Raw genomic sequence first — 16,844 nt, 5'->3', positions numbered from 1 at the left:
TGTTCTTTGAGCTCTTTACGCATCGAGGCACTTTTGCCACAAAGGCGCAAGATCTCTCCATCACTGCCACCACAACTGACCACTGACTCCACAACAAAACACCCCATAAAGGCACTGATGCTGTTCTCATAACCAAAGATCACCTGGAGCGCACTGTTGCTTGAGGGAATCTCTAAATCATTGCCACCATCATCAAACTCTGCTTCAAATGTATCGGCTTTATTACACAACAAATTGATTTATAATGATAATTTACTGTTTTGTATATTGATGAGAGACCCGAATATTGTAAGATTCTCTCATTTCAAATCTGTTTATATTGCTGAAGTATTGTTTTCAATTTTTTCCTCAATCGTATTGTGTAAAATTAAAATAATCGGGATAGCCATAAAACAACAGATCAAAATAAATAAGCTAAAAATACATATAAAAGTAAAAATATCAAACTCTCTGCCCCCATCCAATACTTGGATAATGACCTTATCCAACATCTGGATAACAAAGTCCACTGCCAAAATGATAACAAATATGCAGAGGACTATTTTATAGTCCTTCGATGAAAGGACCATAACTTCTTTAAACGCTAAAACTTCAGATTCTTTATCAAATGCTGAAGAGACTCCCAAAACCTTATTATCTGGATTTTAAAGTATCTCATGAAATGGTTATGTTTCTTGTATTGTCATACTGGTCTCATTTTTTTCTTTCATTTTCGGAGCGTGTTTCTGGTGCTTCTCCATATCTTTTCCATCTATCTCTTTCCGCTCTTTCACAGTTTCTGTTACACAAAAAACAAAGAGTCCCTATAATAACCGTAACGGATATGATGAGTACTATTGCAAATCCCACCGTTCATTCCTTTTTCAATGAAATCGTTGTTTATCATCTCATGCATTCTTCCTCATTTGCATCAATGAACAACTTTCTGTTTTCTTATCGAGATATTTTCTTCAAATTTTGAAGCCTATTGTTTAAACTATCAATTTCGTGATTGAGCCTTTCAAGTTCTTTATTGAGTCCATCAACATGTCCATGATGTTCAGAAATCACTTCTAAGTAATGTAACATTTGAGACTGATCTTTATGCTTATTTGCTTCACCTAGCCCTCGAAAGGCTTCTGTCCTTTTCTCAACATGCTCAAATATAGTAAAAGCCTTCTCGAGCCACTCAAAAACCGCATCATTGCGTTCCTTGAACGACTTGGGAACAAAATAATTTATCTATACCCGTATAGCCATGCGAGGTAGACAAAAAATATGGTAGCAAAAATATGATAAGCAATAAGCCTTCTCTAAACAGAACTTTTTTTGTAAACATTTTTTATTTTTTCTCTGAACACAACAATTTAAATAGACACACAATTCATATTAAAATATTCATAATGAAATTTATTAAATCTATTTTTAATAATCTATAATAAAAATAAAAAATGATAAGTTGTACAACAATTAAATACGCCACATATAGAGTAAAGCTATAAAAACTAATTTATTCAACAGAGTAGTCATGGAATTTTCTATCTAGTTTTATATCTCTAGAGGAGTAATTTAATCTTTTATCCATGACTTTAAAAGAGTTTAATACGATGCTATAAATAATTCAAAAATGATATTTTGATTAACAATCATATTAACAATGGTGAAATAATGAGTAGACAAAACAGATAAACACAACCAATAATATTGAAGGGTATATAGGCTACTTTTAATATAGCTTTGTTTTTTATCAGCAGCAGTAAAAAAGTTCGTGTTTTTTATAAAAATTGAAATTTATCCATTTTTTATCGTATATTTTATGTTATCTTGCTTATTAATTAAAAGATCATCGAGTATTAAACTGATAGGATGCATTTTTCTCAAGCAGCATTTTTAGAGAAATGTTGATTTAATCAGTGAAGACAAACAATGAGCAAAGTTATAATTTGAAAAGACAGTATATAATGTTTATGATCAATGATCTAAATTAGAGACATGAATTGGGGGAGTTTGATCTTTCTTACAGCACAGTAGCTCAAAAAAACAGTAGATGAAGTTTAAAATTCACCATCATCCATCATAAGATGAAAGCTTTCATCCCACGTTTGATTTCTTTTAAAACTATTTTCTTGTTCTGTCTGTAATATCTAAAGAATATATTCAAGCACTCATAAGCACTCTTTTAGGTTATCATTTCCATGATCAAAGTAATGGTTATCGAGCTTCCATTCAGGATACTGTTTTGCAAAAGGAAATCATCATTTCAGGATATGGAGAGATTTATGTATTTAGTCACAATGTATCAAGCACCCTTCCTCTTATATCAGAAATTTAATTCTTAATCGTAATGATGTGATCACAACGCACCTTGCGAGACAATCTTTTTAATAAATTTTTAATAAATAAAGTAAAGATGAATTCTGAAAAAAACTTTTTTAGACGTAAAGTGATACGGAGAAACAGTCAGAAAGAAAGGGGGGGATTACAAATGTTGATGACTATAAAAAAAGATATCCAAAAATTACCAAAAACCGATTTATGGATCATTTGTGCTATTTCACCTAATCAGCAAAGAGAATGGATCAGTAAATGGTATATAAAAAATAAACAAGCCTCTATAAGTTCTAATTATGTCAATGATCTTGCCGTCCTAGGATCATTTTACAGATCTAGACAAAATGATTGCTATGAACGCAACAGCCCCACAAGCAGCTCCCCTCAAAAGATGACAATCTCATTTATGAAGCTTATGTTGTTTCTCATAATCACTTTAAAGTTGCATCATTTGCTCTCATTAATACGCTTTGAAGTCTCATATAGACTAAGGGACCTTTTTAATTTTGGGGTGGTTATGGAAAACAGCTTTCCACTGATCCCTGAATGGGGATATGAAACCGCTCCCTTTTCCCAGAAAAATATTCTGTTCAGTGGAAATTCTTATTGTACGATCTATGGAACAACACAATGAACAGACCACGCACCCTTGCTCTCACCTATGGATCCTATAATGCTGTCCGCATGCTGATCGGCGTTTACCATGCGATTTTTTTAATGTCCATGGGAGTGAGTCTGGCGCAATTAGCTCTGCTTCAGGTTGTCTTTTCCACCACCATTCTGCTGCTTGATTTTCCCTGCGCTGTTTTATCTGACAGATATCGACGTAAATATTCCGTTATGGCTGGGGTCTTTATGACAGGAGTATTTTATCTTTTATGCCTTCAAGCTCCCAATATGACGGCACTTATTATTGCGCAAATTCTCTATGCAGCGGGCATTTGCATCATTGTCAGCGCCATTGACGGATGGATTTACCATTCTCTAGGCGATAAACAGGATCACTTTTCGCATTATGCTCATCTCTACCACCAGGTTAACTCTTTCGGAAGTATTTTCAGTGGGATTATAGGCATTGGAACGATCTATTACTCTGGACAATATTTTATGGGATATATCATCTCATGCCTCATGATGGGATTTATTTTTTTGATATTCCTTATTGTTCCTGAAGAAAAGAAAACAACAATTGAAACGTCCAAAACAAAAACAATCTTGCACAATGCCAAGGAAACGCTCTGGATATTTCAAAACACAGTAGGAGGAGCATGGTTTATTTTCCTCATGTGCCTTTTTAGCGCTGGTATTCAGATTATTTATCATTTCTGGCAACCGATAATACTTTCAGGGGGAAAAATTCATCACCTCAACGGTTCGCAAATGCTCGTCTTGATGTGCTGCCATATTGGAGCCTTTTCAGCACAATATTTTTCAAATTTACTGATGTCTAAGTATCATGTTCTTGATAAAAAATATAAGAATTCTATAAAATATTTTTCCTTCTTTTCTGCTCTGATGTGCATAGCGCTCTATTTTTTAGTTCATAGCCATCAAACCGCTGCATCAGTCATCGCCTTCTCTTTAATCCATGGATTTATTTGCACTGTACCGATCGGGGCAAAAAGCTTATTTTTCTCAGAACTTAACCAAAAACAAACGCAACATATTTCTGGTATTGTTGGTGCTGTCTCTTTTAGCGGAAGAGTATTTTCAATTACAGTATTAAGTATTATTTCTTTTCTTCCTGCAAAAGTTTCTCCATCTTACTACCTAATATTACCGACCATTACTTTTTTCATGTGTGGTTTGGTTGTCATGAGATGGATGAAACACTCTCAAAAGTCTCTATGAGAGGAAAACCATAACATTTCACCCACAATGTTTTCTTCTAAAAGAAATCGATACTTTTTTGAGAGCATTGCCACATCCAACTTTCAATACACAATGCAAATATAAAGCAACACATTGATTTATAATCATAATATACCAAACTTGAATATTGTAAGATTCTTTCTTTTCAAATCTATTTTTATGGTTGAAACAATCAAAATCATTTGCTTGCACATCAATAAGTGGAGAAAGCCGTATAAATAAAAACGATTTAGAAAAGAAAAATGCCTCTGATGAACTCTCATAGTCAAAATCTATCACAACTGGAAGGCAGATATATAATATACCTCTTTGCATCTTCATAAGTATACAAATGGTGTGGCTTTATAAGGCTTTATATGTCTCACAGAAACTTTTGTGTTTTATACCATTTGCGAGGTGGCGTCGCAAAATGGGCTTATACACATTGCAAAGATATCTCTTTAAAACAAGTGCATAAATTGGCAACACAAGTATATTTGTGTTTAGAACATGCTTTTTATATGAGAGGCATAATCCCAACGGGATAAACAAAAGCGCAAGATACGTAATCTTCATTATTTAAAAGACACGACCATAGAGATTCATGAAAGTTGTAAAACTGAATTAATAAGATGATGATAAAAATGGGAGCTCATTTCCACCTTTTCCGCTTTCATCTTTTTTTCAAAATTAAAAAGATCCTTCCGTTTTTAGAAATGACTCGCTAGCAAATATATACAATATTTTCTCCCCTATTTGATATATAAAAGTTGACATAACCGATAAAGCAGTAAAGCATCTTAAAGATTGATCTCAAATATGCCGTTGTATAAGGAATAGGTGTTGATTGATACGCAAAAGCAAAAGCTTAGCAAAACAACGTCATAAAATAATAAATATGCCACCAAACGATTGAAACGACATAGGGAGGTCAAAAACACTTTGTAGAACAAAATCTGTAACATATCTAGCTTTACGGCCGCTTATTCTTACAAACGTTCATGCTGCTCCCTATATCCATAAAATAAATAAGCAATCCTTAGCTAAAAAATATGCAACGTCAATGTGATTGCTATAACAGAGCTTCGCGTTCTCCTTTATCAACAATAGCGATTTACATGAAACATCTTGCGCTTAAAATATCCCCCATTGGTTTTGCTTTAGTTTACACCATTAGAAAAGAAATTTTTGTACCTTGTTTCATGAAACATAAAATTAAAAATCAACACAGGAATTAAGAAAATGAGCAACCACACGCGCTGCTAATACAGGTATTACAATTTCGCACATAAATTTAGATGGAAGGAAGATAAAATAGCACCACTCTATAGCAGAGTAGCTGATAGAAAACATCTAGCAAGAAAAGCAATCAAAAAACTTCACAAAATCGAGATTAGTAGAAAAGCAAATGAGCACAAATCACTGAAAAAAATTCCTATACACAATCAACTGCTTTTATAACAATAGATGGCGGAGAGGAAGAGATTCGAACTCTCGAGAGCCTTTTGAGCCCTACTCCCTTAGCAGGGGAGCGCCTTCGACCACTCGGCCACCTCTCCAACAGAGAGGCATAAATGGTATCAACAGAAAGTTCAAGACATTTTCGATTTTTTTCCCAAATATCTGAAAATTTTTCTCCTATTGATCCCATAGAGAGCAAAAGTTAATAAAACAAGAATTGTGTCTTTTTTACCACAGCATCTCGAATAGTACATGTATATATTACAAAAAGGTAATTTCATATTTGAAACTCTAAAAAGATTAGTTATAGCTAAGATAACAAGTGCTGCGTATTTTACTTATGTCTTTATCCTTAATGCGTTAGGCAAATGGTACTCTTTAGAAGAAATTTAACCGGACCTCGGAGATCCCATATGAATATTAAATCCCTCTTTTTAAGCTCTACAGCAGCTTTTTTAGCAATTTCTGGAGCACATGCTGCTTCAACAGTTATCGCCGAACCCGAACCTGTAGAATATGTTCGCGTTTGTGATGCCTACGGAAAAGGATATTTTTATATCCCTGGAACAGAAACCTGCATGCGTTTATCAGGAAATGTTCGTACTGATTTTATAGGCGGTAATAATATCGATGCAACAACCGAAACTGAACTAAGAGACAAAAGAAAAACCTATGGCGCAGCATCACGGCTCACCCTTGTTTTTCAAGCAGCTTCTGAAACAGAAATGGGAACACTTCGTTCATATGCAAGAATTTATTCAAACTGGGGTGATGGTAGAGACAACGCTGCTGCAAAGCTTGCCGCGGCTTACATTGAACTGGGTGGTTTTCGCGTAGGTCTTGATGACACAATTTTCAACAGCTGGACTGGTGATTATGGAAATGTTCTCAATGATGACAGCATAGCGCCCGCCGGCACAACACGCACCAATTTTATTTCCTACACCTTTAGTGGTGATTCCGGCTTTTCTGCTATTATCGGCGCTGAATTAGGCAATAATGCAGATTCTCTTCCAGGAATAACAGGATACTACATTGATAAAGATGATAAGCTTGTTTCTATCACTGAGGGTACTCTTCCAAGTAAAGCAATTAAAAATTACACCCCGAATGTGGTTTTGGGTATAAAGTTCATGCAAAAATGGGGTGGTTTTTCAGCAGTTGCAGCATATGATGCTTACTACAAAAAGTGGGCTGGAAAAGTACGTGCAGATTTCAATGTCAACGATCGTTTCAATCTATGGGTAATGGCTGGCTATAAAAATGGCCTTGATTACTACACAGTAAATGGAAATGATGAATTATCACGAAAAAGCACAACGATTTATGCAAACTGGGGTGGTAAATGGGCAGCTTGGGCGGGTGCCACTTACAAGCTTACGCCAAAAGCAAATTTGAATGCACAAGTTTCTTATAGTGCTGTAAAAACCTTTGCAACTTCTGTAAATATTGCATACACGCTGGTTCCAGGATTTGTGATTACACCTGAATTAACCTATGTTAATTGGAATGATGATCGCATTGTGAAGGATCAAAATAATAATGAAAAACATTTATTCAATAAGAAAAGTGCTCTTCAAGGTATGATCCGTTTACAGCGTTCATTCTAATCCTATTTAAGCTACAGCTTTTAAAAACTGGCAACATGGTTTGCCAGTTTTTATTTTTGGAATCAAATATCATGAATATCTTTTCCTGATACGTATTGTCTTGTCTCTCGGAAAAAAACGACTTAGTTTCACAAAACTACTCTCAGAAGATTAACCCTGATATGCTTGATAAGAGCACTTTACACGGGCTTTTACACATCACTTCAAACATAATCTCTTCCTTGCCCTTTAAAGCATGAGCAAACCCTTTTGCTTTACGACCAAATTGGTCTTTCTTAGCAATTTACTTCTAACCTTTGTTAATTTAGGTCATGAACTTCTCTGGTCAATTCTGTACTGAACAGATAAAATATTGAAAAAAACAAGACATCATTGTGTTTTTGATATGCCTGAATGTGTCTTCTATCAACACTCTAAAACACAATGTTTTATAACACGGCTTCATTAAAAAACTTAATCATCAAGAAACATGCTGTCAAAACGATGCAAATATTCCCTAAAGCAATAAAAGAGAAAAGCGATATATCTTCAAAAAATGAATTGACCTCTTCCCTTCTAAAGAATAGAGCCCCTATCAGGAGCAATCTGTAAATACCCCTATTTTTCCTGAACCTACATCACATTGATTTATAATCATAATTTATTATTTTTCATGTTTCAATCAACCAAAACCTTTCACTTGTACAACAAGCGGAGAGAGCCGTGTGAATAAAAACGAGTAAAGAAAACCCTTTTATGAATCGTTTTAAACTCCAAGGGTTGTCGTAACATTGAGATCTGACAAAGTGTACGATAGTGCTAGGCACTTTTATTAAGCATAAAAATGAGGATACACTTCATAGAGGATTTTAGATTATATTCTCTATAAACGTCGCTGTAAAATATGTGTTGTAATACGCATTAAAAGACATTGCTTTAAAACAAGCATGGAAATATACAACACAAGTCCATTTTATTTGAAGCGTTTTATCCTGCGTAAGGAGCATGCCATGATATACGCAACATCTTGACTTTACGCGTTTTTAAAGGACGAAAAATATAAGACAAAGAAACAGTAAATTTAATCTCTGCAAATCATAGAGCTTTCAGAGTTATGTTTCCATAAAACGCCTTATACCGTACAGGGGATTTTTTACACGATTAATGCCTTTTTTACATAAAGCCCATTGGCAAAAAGCAGCCTCTCTTGATAATAAAAAGGCTTACACGTAATCATACCCATATTTTCAATTAAAACGCATTGAATTCACGGAAAATATTTATCAACCAATGCATAAAGAATTGCTGCTGTTTCAACATCTAGAATCCCATCATAATTTTCTTGACGAAAATGAAGTTGAAATGCTCGGATCAAATCTTTGTATCCTGTTTGGGTACACGCAGCAGAAATGTCATATCCATAACATTTTAGCTTCGCCAAAACATCTTCTTTGGGTGGAAAGTTCTTAGAGAATTGCTCTTGATAATGACTTTTTAGTTCATCATCATACCATGCTCCTATACCTGCCTTATAAAGCTCTTTCCATGGAAAAGCTGCTCCTGGATCACTTTTTCTTCCAATGGCAATATCACTATGTCCCACCACATCCGTTGGCATAATATCGGGATACCGTTGAAGAATATTTAAGGCAAGTTCCTTAACGGCATCAATTTGTATTGGATTATAAGGAGGAAATATCCCCCCCTCATCATGATAAGCCATAAAATCAACTGTCTCTTCTGGAGACTCAGAATGACCCGTCGCTAAATTAACGATTTCAATCCCGATAGATGCATCATTGAGATGACTATGCCCAGCCCATGAACTCACACCCGCATGCCATGCACGCTCATTTTCATCGACCAGATTAAAAATACGCATGTCCTTAAAGCCTGCCTCACGATATGTCTGCTCTGAAGGATCAGGAACAAGATAGTGTGCACTAACCTTTTCTCCTGTAAGCGCCATAATCGAGGCTTTAAAATCAAGAGCCGTATAATGCATGACGAGAAAACGAACGCGACGATTAAAACTCTTGACAGAACGATAACTGTTGTAATCAATCTGATACATAAAAGCCCTTTCTTTGTTGCTTAAAAAGACCACTGCGCATCACAACAGATAGGACACGAACTGTTAAAAAAATTCGCAATGAACTTCCCATCTAGATACTAAGAATTACGCCTAAAATTTGTTCATCAAAAACATTGATACTCTTATCAACAATTAAGACACATTTTTATTTCTCCCCCACACACGCGTAAAATGTTTTTAACCGCATTCACAAACACACCGCATTAAATATTTTCCCCAAACAAATTCCTACAAATTACCAATCGAAAAGAAAACAAAAGCGTAAAATGATCACTCATTAAATCTTCACGTCTTACAGAAAAAATAGTTCTTCCTGTTATCAAATTGAAAAATATCGCCCCTCAGAAGCGAACACCCAATGATCATGCAATCACACAAAAACTTAAAGGAAAAATTTTATGAGCTCTTTACAGCAATTTATTATCAGATAACGGAACGGCACATGTTCACAATAAAACTCTTCACGGACATATATTTCAATAAAATTTGCAAAACTTGCCTGTAAATGACACGACTTCTTGTCTTTTCACACCATTGCTTTTTGATTTACAAAGAATCTGAATTATTTACAACGCTTGAGGCACATGAAGTCTCTGGATTCCTTGTCATAAGCTCCATGGAAGATAACATCTTGATTTATAATCATAATTAATCATTATAAATATTGAATGTAGCGAACCTAATATCATAAAGTTTTTCTTAATTTTGAATCAAGTCAAAGTCATTTAATGACACATCAAAAGAAAAATTACCCTATAGATAAAAACCACTTAAGAAAATGATCAAAATACTTCTTATAATAGAACGTTCAATAATTTGAGAAATATTGTTACATCCCCATAGCGGTTCATTTTCTTTTCTCAGTTTGCAAAACTCTTTTTAAAACCAACCAAGCTGCATATTCTTGTAAGACGGCACCTAAAAGTGGTCGCGTATAGGGAAAAGTTACACGATCATCACCATAACCTTTCATCCGTATAGCCATGGTAGCATGTCCAAGGCTTTCTTCTTGATTTTCTAATGTCTCCAAAGAAGGCTCTAGGCTCACTTCAACCTCAAGCAGTGGAATATCTTGTTTACCTTTTTCTATGGGCTGAAAATATTCTAAAAGCCGCGGATCATTGGCAGACCAACGAACCTCTGCATGCATTGCTAATTGTTTACAAGCAGTAGTAACTTCTGCACCAATCAAATAGGGGTGAAAATGACTTTCAAATTCTTCCACGAACTGTTGTTCCAAGGGCGCTTCTGATTGAGCAACCAGTTGCACCAAAACATAAGGGCTTTTCCATAAAAAATGCCGTTCAAAGGGTTCATTTTCAAGATGATCATCAACCCACTGTGCAATGCTACTTTCATCAATTCCAATCAAAGTCCATGCATACCCCGCACGCGATACAGAAGAATATTTCTTCTCATTGTGTTCTAAATAATTCTCTAAAAGCGCAAGAGCCTGTGATGGTGGACCAGGCAAAACAACAAGCGTACTTCCATCGCAAGAGAGATAAAAGCCTGGTGCTGTGCCTGTAGGATTATCAAGCACGGTTGCTGTCTCAGGAAACAATGCTTGACGCGCATTACTCTTATCCACCAAAATCCCTAATCGTTGTAATTGACCTTTTATTGTTTGCCAAACATCTTCATGATGTAGTAAAGGCTGCTTTACAGCTTGAGAAACCGCATCACGTGTTATGTCATCTGATGTTGGTCCCAATCCCCCACTGATAATGATAAGATCTTCTTGCCCAAGACAAGAAACAACAGTCTCACTGATTTGCTGTAATTGATCAGCACAAACAAAATGACGTGTGACTTGAATATTTCTCTTGTTTAAGCTTTGACTCAAATCTTGTAAATTCGTATTCAAATATTGTCCTGAAAGGAGTTCATCACCAACAGTGATAATCGCCGCATGACACACAGAGACAGGCTTCACAAGAGAATTGCGAACAGCTTCAGCCATTTGACAGGTAGAGGCGACACCTCCAAGATCATAGGTAACGGTTTTTCCAGCACGAATAACCTGATCAACCCTCTCAGACAGTTGTTTTGCTGCATCTTTAAAGCCTAAATGCTCTAAGAGTAAAGCCGTGGTATAAAGCATCGCAGAAGGATTGGCTTTATTTTGTCCAGCAATACGTGGTGCGCTTCCATGAACAGGTTCAAAACAAGCAATCTCGCTCCCCACATTTGCATGAGGAGCAAGCCCCAATCCCCCCATTATCCCAGAGCCAAGATCAGAGAGAATATTGCCAAACATATTTTCAGCAACAATCACACCAAACCGCTCTGGCTTGGTTGCAATCCACAAAGCAACCGCATCAACATTATGAATATCTGCTTCAATTTCCGGATAGTTTTGCGCAATTTTCTCAAAAATTTCCTGAGCAAACTGACTACTTTCCGGCATAACATTGGGCTTATCAGCAAAAGTAACGCGCTTAAAGCCATATTTCCTCGCATAAGAAAAAGCATATTCAAATAACCGCTCTAAACCAAAGCGTGTCTGCAAACGGACTGTCCACGCAGCTTCCTCAAGCCCATATTTTGTCAAATTTGGATGTTTTAGCCAAACGGCTGTTTCAGGAGAAATACCCCGAAAATCCAATCCAGCATAAAAGCCTTCACTATTTTCTCTGATAACACAAAAATGAAAAGGTTTTCTCGGACCAGAGATGTATCTTACAGGACGTATATTTGCAAACAAACCTAACTTTTGGCGAAGTTGAAGTGCGGGAGCAACATAGGCAAGGTTTTTCTCTTTTAAATGCGGAGCAAGTTCTTTTAAAGCTGCTTCTTTTCCTTTATTGGTCACAGCACCAAGTAAAATAGCATCACTCTGAGTAATTTTTTGCCAAGTCGCTTGAGGGATAGGATCTCCTTCCTGTTTCCAACATTCAAAACCAATATCACCATAAGTCAATTCAATCGGCAATTGAAATTGCTCTAAAACCATCAACGCAGCATCACAAACCTCTAGCCCTATCCCATCACCAGGTAATACAAGAACTTTCTTTTTCATAGTCCCTCCATCCACTCATCAATGACTGCATCCGTCATAGTAGGATTATCCTCCCACAAACGCGTACCAGCACCAGAGATAATCTTATATTCATGGTTCAGATTATGACTTTTCGTCTGATTATTTACCGTTGCAAGTTGCGACTTTTCTCCCACTAAAGCTAAAAACTTCCCCTTATACTTAACTATTTCATCTCTAGCATCTATTTCTAATAAGAGTTTAAACCCTCTTGTCATGCGTTCAATTGCCACGCTTTTTTGTTTATCGGGAATCTCCAATAAAACTCTTTTTTTCATAATGCCAGAAGGATGCATAAAACCATTGAGTATTTCCAAAGCCCCCGATAAATCATTATTTTCTAAGGAGGCAAGAATATCTCCAAGGCGCCGTTGCAAAACCTTATCTGGATAGCCAGGTGCATTCACAGCAAGCACAGCTTGAACATTGGAAAGCCGTGCTGCCAATATTTGTACCAATGTTCCAGCCATAGAAAATCCCACAAGCACTGCGGGTTCTTTAAAATAGTTTTTAAGTTTTTCTGCCATAAAAGATAAAATGTCTACAGCAGAATGATTGAGCACATGAGAACCCTTAGGAAAAAGAGAAAGCGTATCCAACAGAGTGACTGGGTATCCTTTTGATAAGCATAGCTTTGTCAATGGAGAACAAAAAACACCACCATCCCAAATTGGCATTACAGGAGAAAGAATAATAATAGGAAGGCTCATTGATCAATTCCTCCCCTTATTTTTAAACATGCATTAGAGCCAGAACTTTTCCTACCCAATATAATGAAAATATGTTGAAATTCTATGCTCATATTCCCCCATAATAATCGATTTGTTAAACTCAAACTAAGCTTGCAACAAATTTTAAACCCACTCAATCCAGCAACTTAATAAAAAAAATTCATCTAATGTACAGGTGCCCCATTTGTGTAAAACATCAAAAGCATTTCCGCATAATGCTTTCTTTTTATCATTTCACTCAGCTTATTTCTGAAGTCATAAAATGACGCGCTTTTTGAATATAAATGATAAAACCAATCATACAACACACAGCTAACAAAGTTGCCATAGCCCGTGGGCTATGACCAGAGATTTTTCCGATAACCGCTGCACTGAGTGCCGCACTTCCTAATTGCAAAGATCCCATAACACCAGAAGCCGCTCCAGCAGCTTTCGGATGCGATGAAATAGCCAACGCTGTTCCTAAAGGCAATAAAAAACCATTGCCAAAAGTAAGAACAGCAATAGCCATAAAACTTGTCACAAGGGGCCATGGGCTTAGATACATTTGCAAAGCAAACAGCACACCACCTATCACAAAAATAATGTACCCTCTGCCCACAGTTTTTTCCATAGACTCGCGTTCAAAAAACCATCGCGCCAAAAGATTTCCCAAAATATAGGGAAACGAGACACCAATATAGCTATAACTAATGTGTATCGGTGATAACCCCAAAGTCGTGAGTAAAAAAGGCGACTCCACAATATAAGCAAAATAGGCAGCGTAAGAAAAACACGGAATAAGTGCATAAAAAATAAATTGTTTATTTCTGAAAACGCCTAAATATGCCTTCATCAATCCTATAGGAGAAAAATGCTGCCGTTTTTGAGGGGGTAGAGTTTCGCTTAGCACAAAACAACATAGCAAAATGGTCAAAAATATAAAAAAGCTTAAAAAGATAAAAGTTGCCTGCCAATGAAAAGCCTGTATCAAAAGTCCACCAATGAAAGGTGCAAGTGCTGGTGACATTCCAATAAAAGGGAAAACAATCAAATAAAGTTTTCCAGCCGCTTTTTTATCCAACAAATCATTGATAATTGCACGACTTAAGACAAGTCCCGCACAAGCACCAAGACCTTGCAAAAAACGTAACACAAGAAAAGCGTGAATATGAACCGTATAAATCACACCAAGTGTCGTAAATAACCACAAGAATAAGCCCAATAGAAGTGTTTTTTTACGCCCAAAATTATCACTCAGCGGCCCATAAATGAGCTGTCCAAGTGCCAATGCCAACAAAAAAACCGCCACTGCACTTTGAATTTGAGATTGTGTCACTTGATAATATTGACGCATATCGCCCAGTGCTGGTAAAAAAATATCGGTAGAAATCAAACCTCCTGTTGATAAACATACGATAAGTATAATGAATGGTAATGTATATTTATGTTTCATCAGGAAAGTCACATTTCTTAAATTTAAAAATATTTAAATTTTACGTTTATAGAAAAATAATAATTTATATTTATAAATATAGAGCTATTTTAACTTTATCCACAGGGAATAAAATAATAAATTTTCTTTATTCTTTTACTTTATTCGAGAATAATTCATCTTGTTGATACATAAATCCAGTGCATGATCCGCACGCACACACTCAACACGTAAATAAACACTTAGTGCTTCACTTTATAATTAATTTTAAAGCATAGCAAATCGCAATTTTAAAACTATACGCAAAAGAAGCTAAAAGATCAAAACTCTCCTTCAGAGATATATTTCCCAATCCGAAATAGCGCATTTTGTTGTATTCATGTTGCCCTATCTTCATCAGCTTTTTTCATTGATATCATCAACAAAAACGCTCCCAAACTCTATCCCTCTCCATGACAACAACATCACTCTTCCGACAACATCTTTTATCAGAATTGGTTTACAACGCTCAAAGAAAAAAGAAGCCACAAACTCCCTCTCCTCAAAACTCCCCACGCAAATATTATTGTAACAATACAGCATATAATAATGGCTCATGGAGAAGACTTTATCAATACAAATAATTGAGCAAATAAACTTAATAGCCCACTAATATCATCCACTAATATCATAAAGCAAATTGCGCTTCTATCTCCCCTTAAAATCTAAATTCATCTTGTCCATTTTGTTAGAATTTCATTCTACATAACCATCACAAAGTTTATTGCCTAAGCTATTGACAAACATGATATAATAAAAATTTGACGAATCATTCTGCATCTAATGTAGAAAGCAAGGAGAAGCTATTAATGAATATAACAGAACGAGCCACGTACCAATTACTTGGACCTATTAAAGTGGAAGGAAAGACATACACAGAAATCACCTTACGCCGCCCGAAATTTAAAGACTTAAAAGCAATACAGAGCAAAGAAGGTGACGAGCAATCAATTGAAATGATCGCATGTCTTTCAGGGTGGTCCTATAATGCCATCAGTAAACTTGGTGTTCGTGATTTTTTAAACATTAAAGACATTTACGGGACTTTAATAAAAAAAGTATTAAAAAAACTTGATAAAATGAATACAATCATAAAAATCCCATCCCTAAAAATCCTATCCTTAGAAACTCAATTTTCTAAACATCTCAAAAACTTTATAAACAAAGTAAATGCAGCCATAAAAAGCATAATGGATGAATGTATTTTAATCGACAGTAAACCCGAAAAATGCACAAGTAACCTTTATACAAATACATTTGAAACAGAATCCATGACAACTGCAAATGCAAAAGTGAAAACCTGTAGCACCTATGAACCGATTACAGTTCATAATCCCTACGTCATAAAGGTGGAACGCATGACCTTTACAAAATGCACTTTCTTAATACAAGATGGTCCATCGAACCAAATTTATCTCTCAAATCAAAGTGCTCTTACATCGTATAAAAAAACTGCGGGCGAAACTAAAAAACAACCTTTGGAGAGAATCTCGAAACTTTTGGACATTGTCTCAAAACTTTTCAACTTTCCTCTCTGGTTTTGGGAGTTTTTACTCAAAGAACTTAGAAAATTTTTCTAGCATTGTTTTGATATAAAGAAATAAGAGAAGGAAAAACAGCTTAGAACACTAATGTTTCTTCCTTCTCTTTTATCTCTCATAGCTTTTTGAATTGAATACTTTTGATATTTATTTTGAATAATTGAAGCATTCTTTTAATTATAAGTACATATAAAAAAACTAAAATTTTAGAAGACGCGCTGTTTTTACAAAAAATGAAATAATAAAATAAAGACTCCAGAATTTTACTTTTTACCTTCAAACATAATCAATGATGGAAAAGCGTTTACAAAGTTTTCCTCAAGCAGTATCTGGGACATTACTTGAAAGAAAAGCATTAAGAGAGCTTACTTTTAAGCTAAGGGGGAAAGATTAAACTTCACAACGACATTCAATCTTTTAAACATTGCAGTACAGAACGGGAAAAGAGAGCCATTCCTTTATTCCCCATAGACCGTTTACCCCCCCCATCAACTAAAATTCTCGATAAACTGGTATTATCAGTTCTAGACTGGAGTCATGTAAGAAGAATTTTAAGTTAATGATCACCGTCTTGTTTTCGAAGTTTTCTGTCCTTTTTGGCGCATATCTATTCCCTTTTGGAACATAATTAGCCAAAAGGCATTGTATCTCCAGCATATTCAAGGAGATAAAACATGGAAACTCGCATTCCTGAAGACACACCATTTGAGACGAATTTTCTAGGAGAAACATCTCTAGAAGAAAAATATTCACTCTTTCACACACCCATTTCA

General features: G+C 35.6%; 8 protein-coding genes, 1 tRNA gene and 1 pseudogene. 4 read left to right on the top strand and 6 right to left on the bottom strand.

Features of this window, described 5'->3' with window-relative positions; all coding sequences use genetic code 11:
* A pseudogene (locus tag ACFIJL_RS07755) lies at nt 1-224 on the bottom strand (late control protein); the annotation flags it as partial.
* A 2,246-nt stretch (nt 225-2,470) separates the two neighbouring features.
* Here ACFIJL_RS07755 and ACFIJL_RS07750 point away from each other — a divergent pair.
* Both ACFIJL_RS07750 and ACFIJL_RS07745 read left to right on the top strand, forming a co-directional pair.
* Nucleotides 2,471-2,944 (top strand): hypothetical protein, encoded by a 474-nt coding sequence (locus ACFIJL_RS07750; RefSeq protein WP_375624011.1) that lies wholly within the window; start codon nt 2,471-2,473, stop codon nt 2,942-2,944.
* On the top strand, nt 2,941-4,161 hold the full coding sequence (locus ACFIJL_RS07745) for an MFS transporter (RefSeq protein WP_375624009.1): 1,221 nt from the start codon (nt 2,941-2,943) through the stop codon (nt 4,159-4,161). Before ACFIJL_RS07750 ends, ACFIJL_RS07745 begins: the two co-directional genes overlap by 4 nt.
* 1,468 nt (nt 4,162-5,629) lie before the next feature.
* Here ACFIJL_RS07745 and ACFIJL_RS07740 read toward each other — a convergent pair.
* A tRNA-Ser gene (locus ACFIJL_RS07740) sits at nt 5,630-5,720 on the bottom strand.
* A 315-nt stretch (nt 5,721-6,035) separates the two neighbouring features.
* Between ACFIJL_RS07740 and ACFIJL_RS07735 the strand changes: the two genes are divergently transcribed.
* A complete protein-coding gene (locus ACFIJL_RS07735; RefSeq protein WP_375624007.1) occupies nt 6,036-7,232 on the top strand; it encodes a porin in 1,197 nt (398 codons plus the stop codon).
* A 1,246-nt stretch (nt 7,233-8,478) separates the two neighbouring features.
* Here the strand turns inward: ACFIJL_RS07735 and ACFIJL_RS07730 are convergent.
* From ACFIJL_RS07730 to ACFIJL_RS07715, 4 genes are all read right to left on the bottom strand, one after another.
* Nucleotides 8,479-9,285 (bottom strand): N-acetylmuramoyl-L-alanine amidase, encoded by an 807-nt coding sequence (locus ACFIJL_RS07730; protein WP_375624005.1) that lies wholly within the window; start codon nt 9,283-9,285, stop codon nt 8,479-8,481.
* An 868-nt stretch (nt 9,286-10,153) separates the two neighbouring features.
* Nucleotides 10,154-12,328 carry an isocitrate/isopropylmalate family dehydrogenase gene (locus ACFIJL_RS07725; protein ID WP_375624003.1) on the bottom strand — a complete coding sequence of 725 codons (2,175 nt, stop codon included), beginning with the start codon at nt 12,326-12,328 and terminating at the stop codon, nt 10,154-10,156.
* The gene (locus ACFIJL_RS07720; protein ID WP_375624001.1) at nt 12,325-13,056 is read right to left on the bottom strand and encodes an alpha/beta fold hydrolase; all 732 of its coding nucleotides are present in this window, start codon (nt 13,054-13,056) and stop codon (nt 12,325-12,327) included. Before ACFIJL_RS07720 ends, ACFIJL_RS07725 begins: the two co-directional genes overlap by 4 nt.
* A 259-nt stretch (nt 13,057-13,315) precedes the next feature.
* Nucleotides 13,316-14,512, bottom strand: a complete 1,197-nt coding sequence (locus tag ACFIJL_RS07715; protein WP_375623999.1) for a multidrug effflux MFS transporter — start codon at nt 14,510-14,512, stop codon at nt 13,316-13,318.
* Nucleotides 14,513-15,339: 827 nt separating this feature from the next.
* Between ACFIJL_RS07715 and ACFIJL_RS07710 the strand changes: the two genes are divergently transcribed.
* On the top strand, nt 15,340-16,110 hold the full coding sequence (locus ACFIJL_RS07710; protein ID WP_375623997.1) for a phage tail assembly protein: 771 nt from the start codon (nt 15,340-15,342) through the stop codon (nt 16,108-16,110).
* Nucleotides 16,111-16,844 lie beyond the last annotated feature (734 nt).

This window comes from Bartonella sp. TT119HLJHH (assembly GCF_042193385.1).
GTDB lineage: Bacteria > Pseudomonadota > Alphaproteobacteria > Rhizobiales > Rhizobiaceae > Bartonella.
Note: the sequence above shows the minus strand (reverse complement) of the source record. Positions and strands in the feature narration are given on the sequence as shown.